We start from the raw sequence: 12,414 nt of genomic DNA, 5'->3' as shown, positions 1-12,414 counted from the left end.
ACCGGAAGGCAGCGCGATGAAAGCGGAACGGCGCACGCCCTTTCGAAAGGCGCCGAGATGGTTTATATGTGAACCATGATGTGCCCTGCCCGCCGCGCCGCCGGCGGTTGCCGGGTGGGCGCAACGCGGGAGGAGCCACGGAATGCCGAGCTACAAGGCACCAGTCGAGAATGTCCGTTTCCTGCTCGAGGACGTCTTCGGGATCGAGCGCTACAACAATCTGCCGGGCTTCGCCGAGGCGAGCCCGGACCTGATCGAGGCCATTCTCCAGGAAGGCGCGAAGCTGTGCGAGGAGGTGCTGCAGCCGCTCAACCGTACCGGGGATCTCGAAGGCTGCACCCGCCACGACGACGGGCGCGTGACGACGCCGAAGGGCTTCAAGGCGGCCTATGACGCCTTCGCCAAGGGCGGCTGGATCGGGCTCGCGGCCGATCCGGACTACGGCGGCCAGGGCCTGCCCTATACGCTCGCCGCGGTGATGAACGAATTCGCCTCCTCGGCCAACATGGCGCTCGCCATGTATCCGGGCCTGACCATGGGCGCCATCGCGGCGCTGATGACCCACGGCACAGAGGAACAGAAGAAGACCTATCTGCCGAGCATGATCGCCGGCACCTGGTCCGGCACCATGAACCTCACGGAGCCGCATTGCGGCACGGACCTCGGCCTCATCAAGACGAAGGCGGTGCCGAACGGCGACGGCTCCTATGCCATCACCGGCACCAAGATCTTCATCTCGGCCGGCGAGCACGATCTCACCGAAAACATCGTCCACCTGGTGCTCGCCCGCATCGAGGGCGCGCCGGAGGGCACCAAGGGCATTTCGCTCTTCGTGGTGCCGAAGCGGCTCGTTAATGGCGACGGCTCGCTCGGCGCGGCGAACGGCGTGTCCTGCGGCTCCATCGAGCACAAGATGGGCATTCACGGCAACGCCACCTGCGTCATGAACTACGATGGGGCCAAGGGCTGGCTCGTCGGGGCCGAGAACAAGGGCCTCAACGCCATGTTCGTGATGATGAACGAGGCGCGGCTCGGCGTCGCCATCCAGGGCCTCGCCCAGTCGGAGGTCGCCTACCAGAATGCCGTCGCCTATGCGCGCGAGCGCCTGCAGGGCCGCTCGCTCACCGGCGCCAAGGATCCGGACAAGCCGGCCGACCCCATCCTCGTCCATCCCGACGTGCGGCGGAACCTCCTCTCCATCCGCGCCTTCAACGAGGCGGCGCGGGCGCTCGTGCTGTGGACGGCCTTGAAGAGCGACGTCGCGCATCGCTCGGGCGATGCGGCCGAAAAGCAGGCGGCGGACGACCAGCTCGGCCTGCTCACCCCCGTCCTCAAGGGCGTCCTGACCGATGTCGGCTTCGACAATGCGGTGAAGGCGCAGCAGATGTTCGGCGGCCACGGCTACATCGCCGAGTGGGGCATGGAGCAGTTCGTGCGTGATGCGCGCATCGCCATGATCTACGAGGGTGCCAACGGCATCCAGGCGCTCGACCTCGTGGGCCGCAAGCTGCCGCGCGACGGCGGGCGGGCGATCATGGCCTTCTTCAACGAGGTCGGCGGCTTCGTGAAGGAGCATGCCGGCGACGAGGCCATGGCGCCTTACGTGAAGCCGCTCGAGGCCGCGCTCGGCCACCTGCAGCAGGCGACCATGTGGTTCATGAACAACGCCATGGCGAAGCCCGACAATGCGGGCGCCGGGTCCTACGACTACATGCATCTCTTCGGGCTCGTGGCCCTCGGCTACATGTGGGCGCAGATCGCCAGGACGGCGCTCGCGAAGAAGGCGAACGGCGGCGATGCGGCGGACATGGAGGCGAAGCTGCTCGCCGGCCGCTTCTTCATGGAGCGGACGATGCCGGAGAGCGCGGCGCATCTTGCCCGGATCTCATCCGGTGCCGACACGATGATGGCGCTGCCGGCGGAGATGTTCTGAGTTCGACCTCTCCCATTGCGGAGAGGCGCAGTGAGCCAAGCGAGCGGGGTTGGACGCCGGGCTCTGCCGGTCCCACCCCAAGCCCTGCTCCTCCCCAAGGGGAGGAGAGCCCAATGCCGGGAGGCCTTCATGCCTGACGCTTACATCTACGACCATCTGCGCACGCCGCGCGGCCGCGGCAAGGCGGACGGTGCGCTGCACCAGGTGACGACGCTGCAACTCGCGACGACGGCGCTCAAGGCGCTGCGCGAGCGCAACGACCTCGACACGCGCCTCGTCGACGACGTGGTGCTCGGCTGTGTCGATCCGGTCGGCGAGGCGGGCGGCGACGTCGCTCGCGCGGCGGCGCTCAATGCCGACTACGGCCACCATGTGCCCGGCGTGCAGATCAACCGCTTCTGCGCCTCCGGCCTCGATGCGGTGAACTTCGCCGCCGCGCAGGTCATGTCCGGCCAGCACGACATGGTGGTGGGCGGCGGCGTCGAATCCATGAGCCGCGTCGGCATCGGCGCCTCGGGCGGCGCCTGGCCGGTCGAGCCGGAGATCGCGGTGAAGTCCTATTTCATGCCGCAGGGCGTCTCGGCCGATCTTATCGCCACGAAATACGGCTTCAACCGCGACGACTGCGACGCCTATGCGGTGGAAAGCCAGAAACGCGCCGCCAAGGCCTGGGAGAAGGGCTATTTCAAGAATTCCGTCGCGCCGGTCACCGACGTCAACGGCATCGTCCTCCTCGACAAGGACGAGCACATGCGGCCGGGCACGGACATGCAGACGCTCGGCCAGCTCAAGCCCTCCTTCGTGCAGATGGCCGACATGGGCGGCTTTTCAGCCGTCGCCATCGATGCCCATCCCGAGGTCGAGGCGCTCGACCACGTGCACCACGCCGGCAATTCGTCCGGCATCGTCGACGGGGCGGCGGCCGTGCTCGTCGGCTCGCGCAAGGCCGGCCGCTCGGCCGGCCTGAAGCCGCGGGCGCGCATCCGCGCCTTCGCCAACATCGGCTCGGAGCCGGCGCTGATGCTCACCGGGCCGGTGGACGTGACGAAGAAGGTGCTGAAGCGCGCCGGCATGACCATCGCCGACATCGACCTCTTCGAGATCAACGAGGCCTTCGCCTCCGTCGTGCTGCGCTACATGCAGGCCTTCGAACTCGATCCGGCCAAGGTCAACGTCAACGGCGGGGCCATCGCCATGGGCCATCCGCTCGGCGCCACGGGCGCCATGATCCTCGGCACGGTGCTCGACGAACTGGAGCGCACCGGCAAGGAGACGGCCCTGGTGACGCTGTGCATCGGCGCCGGCATGGGCACGGCCACCATCATCGAACGGGTGTGAGGACAAGATGAAGTTCGAGAACTTCCGCTTCGAGACCGACGCCGAGGGCATCGCGGTCGCGACCTGGGACATGCCCGGCCGCTCGATGAACGTCATCACGCCTCAGGTGATGGAGGAGCTCTCCGCCATCATCGAGACGGTGGCGGCCGATGCCGCCATCAAGGGCTGCATCATCACCTCCGGCAAGGAAGCCTTCTCCGGCGGCGCGGATCTCACCATGCTGCAGGGCCTCGGCGCCGACTATGCGAAGCTCGCCAGGACGAAGGGCGAAGAGGCGGCCGTCGCCCATTTCTTCGCCGAATCGCGCAAGCTGTCGCAGCTCTACCGGCGGCTGGAGACCTGCGGCAAGCCGTTCGCGGCCGCGATCCACGGCGTGTGCCTCGGCGGCGCCTTCGAGCTGGCGCTCGCCTGCCACTTCCGCGTCGTCTCGGATGTCGATGCGACGCGGGTCGGCCTGCCGGAGGTCAAGGTCGGCCTCTTCCCGGGCGCCGGCGGCACGCAGCGCGTGGCGCGGCTGATGCAGACGGGCGATGCCCTGCAGATGCTCTTCAAGGGCGAGCAGATCCGCCCGCTGATGGCGCGCAACATGGGCCTCGTCCATGCCGTGGCGCCGCGCGACAAGATCGTCGAGACGGCGAAGGAATGGCTGCGCGCCGGCGGCAGCGCCGTGGCGCCGTGGGACGAGAAGGGGTTCAAGAATCCGTCGGGCCGCGTCTATTCGCCTGCCGGCATGCAGGTGTGGCCGGCGGCAAACGCCATCTACCGGCGCGAGACGCACGACAACTATCCGGCGGCGAAGGCCATCCTGCAGGCGGTCTACGAGGGCCTGCAGCTGCCGATGGACCTGGCGCTCGAGGTGGAGAGCCGCTACTTCGCGAAGATCCTGCGCTCGAAGGAGGCTGCGGCGATGATCCGCACGCTCTTCGTCTCCATGCAGGAGCTCAACAAGGGCGCCCGCCGGCCGGCGGACGTGCCGCAGGCGAAGCTGCGCCGCGTCGGCGTCATCGGTGCCGGCTTCATGGGGGCGAGCGTCGCCTATGTCACCGCGCTCGCCGGCATGGAGGTCGTGCTCATCGACCAGAGCGTGGAGGCTGCCGAGAAGGGCAAGGCCCATTCGCACAAGCTGATGAGCGACCAGATCATGAAGGGCCGCGCCAAGACGGCCGACCGCGAGGCGCTGCTCGCCCGCATCACGCCGAGCGACGACTACGGCCTCCTGAAGGACTGCGACCTCGTCATCGAGGCGGTGTTCGAGGACCCGAAGGTCAAGGCCGAGGTCATCGCCAAGGCGGAGGCGGCGATGCGCCCGCGCGCCATCTTCGCTTCCAACACCTCGACCCTGCCGATCACCGGCCTTGCCGCGAACTCCGAGCGGCCGAAGCAGTTCGTCGGCATCCACTTCTTCTCGCCGGTCGAGAAGATGATGCTGGTGGAGGTCATCCTCGGCAAGAAGACGGGCGATCGGGCGCTCGCCGTGGCGCTCGACTACGTGCGTGCCATCAAGAAGACGCCGATCGTCGTCAACGATGCGCGCGGCTTCTACGCCAACCGCTGCGTCATGGCCTATGTGCGCGAGGGGCACCAGATGCTCGTCGAGGGCGTGCCGCCGGCCATGATCGAGAACGTGGCGCGCATGGCGGGCATGCCGGTCGGCCCGCTGTCGCTCAACGACGAGGTGGCGCTCGATCTTGCGCTCAAGATCCTCAAGGCGACGAAGGCGCAGGTAGGCCCCGAGGCCATCGACCCGGCGCAGGAGAAGCTCCTCGTCGAGATGGTGGAGAAGAAGGGCCGCCTCGGCCGCAAGAACGGCAAGGGCTTCTACGACTATCCCGAAGGCGGCAAGAAGCGCCTGTGGCCGGGCCTTGCCGAGTTGCAGGAGACGAAGCTCGACCCCGACGCCATCGACATCGAGGAGCTGAAGCAGCGCTTCCTCGTGGCGCAGGCGCTGGAGGCGGCGCGGGCGGTCGAGGAGAAGGTCATCACCGACCCGCGTGAGGCGGACGTCGGCTCCATCCTCGGCTTCGGCTTCGCGCCGTTCACCGGCGGCACGCTGTCCTACATCGACGGCATGGGCGTCGCCGCCTTCGTCGACCTCGCCAAGGCGCTGGCGAAGAAGCACGGCGAGCGCTTCAAGCCCTGCCGCCTGCTGGTACGCATGGCCCGCGAGCGCACGAGCTTCTATGCGGCGCCCGCCGAGAAACCGGCCCGGAAGAAGGCAGCGTAAGAGAAGGTAGCGTAGGGTCGTCATGGCCGGGCGTGTCCCGGCCATCCACGCCCTTGTCGTTGCTCAGCCCGCAAAGGCGTGGATGCCCGCGACAAGCGCGGGCATGACGCCGCGATGCAGGTGTCATAGCCCGGCGGCTATTTTCCATGAACCTCTGGCTGCGCCTTCTCTGGCTCCTCCTGACGACGCCGTTCCGCGAGCGGCTCGCGATGCCCGACGGCGTCTCGCGCCTGTCGTTCCGCGTCGGGCTCCTCGATCTCGACACCAACGGCCACATGAACAACGGCCGCTATCTCACGCTCATGGATCTCGGGCGCATGGACCTTCTCCTGCGCAGCGGGCTGTGGCGGGCGGTGCTCGCCAACAAATGGACGCCCGTGTTGTCCGCGGCGAGCATCCGCTACCGGCGCGAGCTGCGGCTGTTCCGCCGCTTCCGGCTCGACAGCCGCATCGTCGCGTGGTCCGACAGCTGGTTCGTCATGGAGCAGCGCTTCATCGCGCGCAACCGCCGCGGCGAGGAGATGGTGGCAGCCGTCGCGCTGCTGCGCGGCGGGCTCTACGACCGCCGGGCGAAGGCCTTCGTGCCCGTGGCGCAGCTGCTCGAGACGGTGGGCGTCAGCGCCGCCTCGCCCGAGCCGCCGGAGGAGGTCAGGGCCTTCATCGCTGCGGAGGAGGCGATGAAAAACGCAGCCCGGCATGCGCCGAAGCGGGCTGGCATCGAGGCACCGGGCGGCTAACCTGTCCCCGAATGGAATCGGGAGGCCCGGCAGCATGCGCAAGATCGACTATTACTTCTCCCTCGTCAGCCCCTGGGCCTATTTCGGCCACGCGCCCTTCCTCGCCACGGCCGAGCGGCACGGGTGCGCCGTCACCTACAAGCCCGTCTTCCTCGGCGAGGTCTTTTCCGAGACGGGCGGGCTGCCGCTCGCCAGGCGCCATCCGGTGCGCCAGCGCTACCGGCTCGTCGAGCTGCAGCGCTGGCGCGAGAAGCGGGGCGTGCCGCTCAACATCCATCCGAAGTTCTGGCCCTTCGAGGTGTCGCTCGCCGACCGCTGCGTGATCGCCCTGCAGGCGGCGGGCATCGATCCGGCGGCCTTCACCTCGCGCGCCTTCGCGGGCGTGTGGGCGCGGGACGAGAACCTCGCGGACGAGGCGGTGCTGGCGGCGATCGCGGCGGAGGTCGGCGTCGATGCCGGGGCGATGCTGGCGGGTGCGCACGGAGAGGCGGCCAAGGCCACCTATGCCGGCAACATCGCCGATGCCCTCGCGGCAGACGTCTTCGGCTCGCCGTCCTATGTGGTCGACGGCGAGGTATTCTGGGGTCAGGACCGGATCGACCTTGTCGCCGACATGCTGGCGAGCGGTCGGCCGGCCTATTCGAGCGACGTCTGAGCCCTATTCCGCGGCGATCCTGAGCGCTTTCCAGCGCGTCAGCAGCGCGCGCAGGGCCGCCGGCTTCAGCGGCTTGTGCAGCACGTGGATGTCCTTGGCGGCGGCCTCGGCGCGCACGGAGGGCGAGCGGTCGGCGGTGAGCAGCACCGCCGGCAGCTCGCGCGCCAGTTTCCAGCGCAGGGCGACGATCGCCTCGATGCCGTCGCCCTCGTCGAGGTGGTAGTCGGCGATGATGACGTCCGGCCGGGTGCCCTTGCGGCGCAGCACGTCCTGCGCCTGCTTCAGGCCGGACGCGGCAAGGACGGTGCAGCCCCAGCCGCCGAGCAGCACCTGCATGCCCTCCGTGATCTGCTTCTCGTTGTCGATGGTGAGGACGACGAGGCCATTGAGCGGTGCTGCCGGCGCGGGCTCCACCTCGGTGGCGGCCGGGCCCGCCGGCAGCGGCGTGACGAGCGGCAGCTCGACGGAGAAGACCGAGCCGCGGCCGGGGATCGAGCGCAGCGACAGAGGGTGGTCGAGCACGCGCGAGATGCGCTCGACGATGGAGAGGCCGAGGCCGAGGCCGCGGGCCTCGCGGGCGCCCTGCTCGAGCCGCAGGAACTCGCGGAAGACCACCTTCTGCTTCGAGGCCGGGATACCGAGGCCCGTGTCCCACACCTCGATGCGCAGCCCGTTGCCGCGCCGGCGGCAGCCGACGAGCACCTTGCCGGTGGGCGTATATTTGATGGCGTTGGAGATGAGGTTCTGCAGAAGGCGGCGCAGCAGCCGCCGGTCGGTCCTGACCGTGCCGGAGGTGTTGACGAAGGCAAGCTCGAGGCCCTTCTCGCGCGCCATCGGGCCGAACTCGCGCCTGAGGGCGCGGAACATGTCGTCGAGCCGGAAGAGCGACGGCTCGGCCTTGAGCGCGCCGGTGTCGAGGCGGGAGATGTCGAGGAGGGCGGTGAGGATCTCCTCCACCGCGTCGAGGGCGCCGTCGATGTTCTCGGCGAGCGCGGCGTCGCCGGACTTGCGGTCGCGCTCGACGAGCGAGGTGGCATAGAGGCGCGCCGCGTTGAGCGGCTGCAGGATGTCGTGGCTGGCGGCGGCGAGGAAGCGGGTCTTGGAGGCATTGGCCTCGTCGGCGGCGGCCTTGGCGCCGCGCAGCTCCTCGTTGAGGCGCATGAGCTCTTCCGTCCGCTCGCGCACGCGCCGCTCCAGCGTCTCGTTGGCGCGCTCCAGCGCCTCCTCGGCGCCGACGGTCTCGGTGATGTCGGCGTAGGTGGTGACGAGGCCGCCGTCGGGCAGGTGGTTGGAACGGATCTCGATGACCTTGCCGGAGGGATAGAGCCTCAGCCGGACCGGCTCGGTGTCGTTGACGAAGCTCTCGAGACGCGCGGCGATGAGGTCGTCCGGATTGCCCTTGCCGTAGGAGCCGCGCTCGGCGTTGAAGCGCACGATCTCCTCGAGGCCGACGCCCACGTGCACGAGCTCCTCCGGCAAGTCGTAAAGCTCGCGGAAGGCCCGGTTCCAGCACATCAGGCGCAGGTCCTTGTCGAGCACCGTGATGCCCTGCCGCGCGTGGTCGAGGGCATGCTGCAGCAGGTCGCGGTTGTACTGGATGGCCGCCGAGGCGTCGTCGAGCAGCTTGAGGGCCGCCTTGGTGGAGACGTTGCGCCGGCGCAGCAGCAGCGACAGCACGAGGCGCGAGGAGGCCGCGCCGATGGCCGAGGCGAGCAGGTGCTCGGCAAAGCGCAGGAGGTGGATGTCCGCCTCGGCGCTGCCGTTTGGGGTGACGCCGCGGCTCGCGGCGAAGCTCGCGAAAGCGGCGTCCGTGCGCTCCGTGCCGAGATAGCGGCCGACGGTGGAGCGCAGGTCGTCGACGGTGACGGCCGAGCGGCGCAGGCGGAAGGCCTGGGCCATGGGCGCGCTGTCACGGGCGATGAAGACGTTGGCCTGCAGCCGCTCCATCGGGTTGGCCGGGCGCATGAGCGAGAAGCCGACATAGGCGGCGACGTTCACGGCGAGGCTCCAGACGACGCCGTGCGTAAGCTGCGGCAGGTCGGTGCCGAGCAGGGCCGTGGGCCTGAGGGCGGCAAGGCCGAAGGGCCCGTTGCGGACGAGGTCGTGCCAGATCCCCTCGCTGCCGGCGAGGCTCGGCAGGAGCAGCGTATAGGCCCAGATGGCGAAGCCGGCGGCGAGGCCGGCGCTCGCGCCGAGCGCGGTGCCGCGCCGCCAGACGAGGCCGCCGAAGAAGGCCGGGCCGATCTGCGCCACCGCGGCGAAGGACAGGAGCCCGATGGCGGCGAGCGCCGCCTCGCCCGACGCGCGGTAATAGACATAGGCGAAGAGGATGACGGCGACGATGGCGATGCGCCGCACCATGACGACGAAGCGGCCGAGGTCGCCCGCATCCGTCCGCTCGTCCTCGCCGCGGCGCCCGCGCCGGCGCAGCACGAGCGGCATGACGAGGTCGTTGGAGATCATGATGGCGAGCGCCACCGAATCGACGATGACCATGGCGGTGGCGGCCGAGAGGCCGCCGATGAAGGCGACGAGCGCCATCAGCACCGCGCCGTCGTGGAGCGGCAGGGCCAGCACCGTCATGTCGTAGTCGATGGAGCCGCGCGGGAAGATCACCTCGCCGGCGAGCGCGATGGGGATGACGAAGAGATTGATGAGGACGAGATAGAGCGGGAACATCCAGGCCGCGCGCCGGATATCGGCCGGGTGCCGGTTCTCGACGATCGTCATGTGGAACTGGCGCGGCAACAGGATGGCGGCCCCGGCGGCGAGCACCGTCAGGGTGAGGAAACTCACCGGTTCGGACGTGCGCGAGATGATGCCGGGATCCGCGGCTTCGCCCGCCCGCCGCCACAGCTCGCCGAGGCCGTCGAACATCCAGAAGGTGACGAAGAAGCCGACGGCAAGGAAGGCGAAGAGCTTGACGACGCTCTCGAGCGAGATGGCGAGGACGAGGCCGTCGTGATGCTCCGTCGCATCGATCTGGCGCGTGCCGAAGGCGACGGCGAAGGCGGCGAGCACGCCGGCGACGAGGAGGGCGAGGTCGCCGAAGATCGAGCGGCCGAGCCCGTGGTCTTCCGTGGCCGCGAGGAAGACCTCGAGCGAGGACGACACCGCCTTGAGCTGCAGGGCGATGTAGGGCACGGCCCCGACCACGGCGATGACGGCGACGAGTGCGGCGACGCGGTCGCTCTTGCCGTAGCGCGCGGCCACGAAGTCGGCGATCGAGGTGATGTTCTGCGCCTTGGCGAGCTGCACGATGCGCCCGACGAGGCGATGGCCGAGCCCGATGACGAGGATGGGCCCGATATAGATGGTGAGGAAATCGAGCCCCGAGCGCTCGGCGAGGCCGACCGAGCCGAAGAAGGTCCAGCTGGTGCAGTAGACCGCGAGGGCAAGCGCGTAGATCGTGGCGCGCATGCGCCCGTCCATCACGCCCCGGGCGAAGGTGTCGCCGGCATGGGCGACGGCGAAGAGACCGCACAGATAGACGAGGGCTGCGAGAACGACCACCCAGCCGGCCAGCATGTCCGACGACGCCTCCAACGACATCCGGTCGCGCCGCGCGACCTTCGGGGAGCCTACCGCCCCCGCGCGGCGAAGGCCATTGGACTAAAGCGCAGCCGCGGGTGGCGGCCGATGGTGCAGGATCTGCAATTTCCCCGTGTATCGCCTGCGCGCTTGCGGTAACCTGCGGCGCATCACGACACTGCATCGCTTTCGGCAGGGAGGGGCAGGATGCTGAAGGAATTCAGGGAATTCGCGCTCAAGGGCAATGTCGTCGACCTCGCCATCGGCGTCATCATCGGCGCGGCTTTCGGCGCGATCGTGTCGTCGATGGTCGACGACATCATCATGCCGATCGTCGGCGCCATCACCGGCGGGCTCGATTTCTCCAACTATTTCCTGCCGCTCGCATCCGAGGTGACGGCCAATTCGCTGGAGGAGGCGAGGAGGCAGGGGGCGGTGCTCGCCTGGGGCAATTTCCTCACCATCGCGCTCAAGTTCGTCATCATCGCCTGGGTGCTCTTCATGGTCGTCAAGGCGATGAACCGGCTGAAGCGCCAGCAGGAGAAGGCGCCGGAGACGGCTCCCGAGCCGCCGGCGGACGTCAAGCTGCTCACCGAGATCCGCGACCTCCTCAGGAGCCGGAGCGTCTGAGGGCGTGCGCGGCGGCCCTCGCCTGCGCATCCTTCATGAAGTTTGATCGGTTCATCGCCACAATTCATGGCTCGTGGCGCTGCGATGGTGTAGGAGCGCGGCAGTCCAAACTGCCGGCGAGCGTCCCGTCGTGACCGATCTTTCCCTGTTGTCCAGCCTGCGCCGCGAAGCCCGCGAGGCTCCCGCCAGCGGCATCGTCGACGTCGTCAACCACGGCCGCACGCGGCCCGGCCTGATCCCGCTGTGGGTCGGCGAGGGCGACATGCCGACGCCGGCCTTCATCGCCGAGGCGGCGACACGCTCGCTCGCGGCGGGCGAGACCTTCTACACCTGGCAGCGCGGCATCCCCGAGCTGCGCGAGGCCCTCGCGCGCTACATCTCGCGCCTCTACGGCAAGACCTACGAGGCCGAGCGCTTCTATGTCACGGGCTCCGGCATGCAGGCGCTGCAGATCGCCGTGCGCATGCTGGTCGGCAGCGGCGACGAGGTCGTCGTGCCGACGCCGGCCTGGCCGAATTTCGAGGCGGCCATCGGCATCGCCGGCGCGACGCCCGTCCCCGTGCCGATGCAGCTCAGCAATGCCGGCTGGACGCTCGACCTCGACCGCCTCGCGCGTGCGATCACGCCGGCGACGCGAGTCATCTGCATCAATTCCCCCGCCAACCCGACCGGCTGGACCGCGAGCCGCGAGGAGCTCGCCGCCATCCTGGCCCTCGCGCGCCGGCACGGCCTGTGGATCATCGCCGACGAGATCTACGGCCGCTTCGTCTACGACGACTCGGAGCGCGCGCCGTCCTTCCGCGACGTGATGGATGCGGAGGACCGCATCGTCTTCGTGCAGACCTTCTCGAAGAACTGGGCCATGACCGGCTGGCGCGTCGGCTGGCTCGAGGCGCCGCCCGTCCTCGGCGACGTGATCGAGAACCTCATCCAATATGCGACCTCGGGCGTCGCCGTTTTCATCCAGCGCGCCTGCATCGCCGCGCTCGACCAGGGCGAAGGCTTCATCGCCCACCAGACCGCGCGGGCGAAGGCGGGGCGCGACATCGTCTGCCGCGGCCTTTCCGCGACGGGCCGCGTGCGCTTCGCGGAGCCGGCCGGCGCCTTCTATCTCTTCTTCAGCGTCGACGGCGAGGATGATACGCGCCGCCTCGCCATCCGCCTCGTCGACGAGGCGAATGTCGGCCTTGCGCCCGGCACGGCCTTCGGCGCCGGCGGAGAGCGCTTCCTGCGCCTGTGCTTCGCCCGCAAGGCGGAGGATCTCGAGGAGGCCGTCGCCCGCCTCGCCCGCGCGCTGACCTGAGCGTCCTTCGCCCTCGGCAGGGCCGCCCTGCGCCGGGCGCCCTTGGCGAAGCCGTCCGGGCGG

8 protein-coding genes are annotated in these 12,414 nt (G+C 69.2%); 7 read left to right on the top strand and 1 reads right to left on the bottom strand.

Annotated features, from left to right (window positions below; translation table 11 throughout):
• Nucleotides 1–142: 142 nt before the first annotated feature.
• From AL346_RS05750 to AL346_RS05730, 5 genes are all read left to right on the top strand, one after another.
• Nucleotides 143–1,933: an acyl-CoA dehydrogenase C-terminal domain-containing protein gene (locus tag AL346_RS05750; protein ID WP_019402551.1), complete on the top strand. Its 1,791-nt coding sequence runs from the start codon at nucleotides 143–145 to the stop codon at nucleotides 1,931–1,933.
• 129 nt (nucleotides 1,934–2,062) lie between these two features.
• Entirely contained in the window at nucleotides 2,063–3,271 is a 1,209-nt protein-coding gene (locus AL346_RS05745; protein ID WP_019402550.1) for an acetyl-CoA C-acetyltransferase, read from the top strand.
• Nucleotides 3,272–3,278: 7 nt separating this feature from the next.
• On the top strand, nucleotides 3,279–5,495 hold the full coding sequence (locus tag AL346_RS05740; RefSeq protein ID WP_053193379.1) for a 3-hydroxyacyl-CoA dehydrogenase NAD-binding domain-containing protein: 2,217 nt from the start codon (nucleotides 3,279–3,281) through the stop codon (nucleotides 5,493–5,495).
• A gap of 146 nt (nucleotides 5,496–5,641) precedes the next feature.
• Nucleotides 5,642–6,232 carry a thioesterase family protein gene (locus AL346_RS05735; protein ID WP_019402548.1) on the top strand — a complete coding sequence of 197 codons (591 nt, stop codon included), beginning with the start codon at nucleotides 5,642–5,644 and terminating at the stop codon, nucleotides 6,230–6,232.
• Between the two features lie 34 nt (nucleotides 6,233–6,266).
• Nucleotides 6,267–6,887 (top strand): 2-hydroxychromene-2-carboxylate isomerase, encoded by a 621-nt coding sequence (locus tag AL346_RS05730; RefSeq protein WP_019402547.1) that lies wholly within the window; start codon nucleotides 6,267–6,269, stop codon nucleotides 6,885–6,887.
• Between the two features lie 3 nt (nucleotides 6,888–6,890).
• On the opposite strand, the gene AL346_RS05725 is transcribed toward AL346_RS05730, so the two are convergent.
• Nucleotides 6,891–10,415 carry a NahK/ErcS family hybrid sensor histidine kinase/response regulator gene (locus tag AL346_RS05725; RefSeq protein WP_053193376.1) on the bottom strand — a complete coding sequence of 1,175 codons (3,525 nt, stop codon included), beginning with the start codon at nucleotides 10,413–10,415 and terminating at the stop codon, nucleotides 6,891–6,893.
• Nucleotides 10,416–10,625: 210 nt separating this feature from the next.
• Here AL346_RS05725 and mscL point away from each other — a divergent pair, with 210 nt between their 5' ends.
• Nucleotides 10,626–11,048, top strand: coding sequence for a large conductance mechanosensitive channel protein MscL (gene mscL, locus AL346_RS05720; RefSeq protein WP_019400206.1), 423 nt, complete (start codon nucleotides 10,626–10,628; stop codon nucleotides 11,046–11,048).
• A 130-nt stretch (nucleotides 11,049–11,178) separates the two neighbouring features.
• The gene (locus AL346_RS05715) at nucleotides 11,179–12,351 is read left to right on the top strand and encodes a pyridoxal phosphate-dependent aminotransferase (protein WP_026014778.1); all 1,173 of its coding nucleotides are present in this window, start codon (nucleotides 11,179–11,181) and stop codon (nucleotides 12,349–12,351) included.
• The last annotated feature ends 63 nt before the right edge of the window (nucleotides 12,352–12,414 follow it).

Source organism: Chelatococcus sp. CO-6 (genome assembly GCF_001271345.1).
GTDB lineage: Bacteria > Pseudomonadota > Alphaproteobacteria > Rhizobiales > Beijerinckiaceae > Chelatococcus_A > Chelatococcus_A caeni.
The sequence above is the reverse complement of the archived record's forward strand: the minus strand, read 5'-3'. Positions and strand labels throughout refer to the sequence as shown.

Bases quoted from the DNA above. Each gene is read 5' to 3' on its own strand.
- AL346_RS05745 (WP_019402550.1), top strand. From the start codon at position 2,063: ATGCCTGACGCTTACATCTACGACCATCTGCGCACGCCGCGCGGCCGC.
- AL346_RS05750 (WP_019402551.1), top strand. From the start codon at position 143: ATGCCGAGCTACAAGGCACCAGTCGAGAATGTCCGTTTCCTGCTCGAG.
- AL346_RS05725 (WP_053193376.1), bottom strand. From the start codon at position 10,415: ATGCTGGCCGGCTGGGTGGTCGTTCTCGCAGCCCTCGTCTATCTGTGC.
- AL346_RS05740 (WP_053193379.1), top strand. From the start codon at position 3,279: ATGAAGTTCGAGAACTTCCGCTTCGAGACCGACGCCGAGGGCATCGCG.
- AL346_RS05735 (WP_019402548.1), top strand. From the start codon at position 5,642: ATGAACCTCTGGCTGCGCCTTCTCTGGCTCCTCCTGACGACGCCGTTC.
- AL346_RS05730 (WP_019402547.1), top strand. From the start codon at position 6,267: ATGCGCAAGATCGACTATTACTTCTCCCTCGTCAGCCCCTGGGCCTAT.
- mscL (WP_019400206.1), top strand. From the start codon at position 10,626: ATGCTGAAGGAATTCAGGGAATTCGCGCTCAAGGGCAATGTCGTCGAC.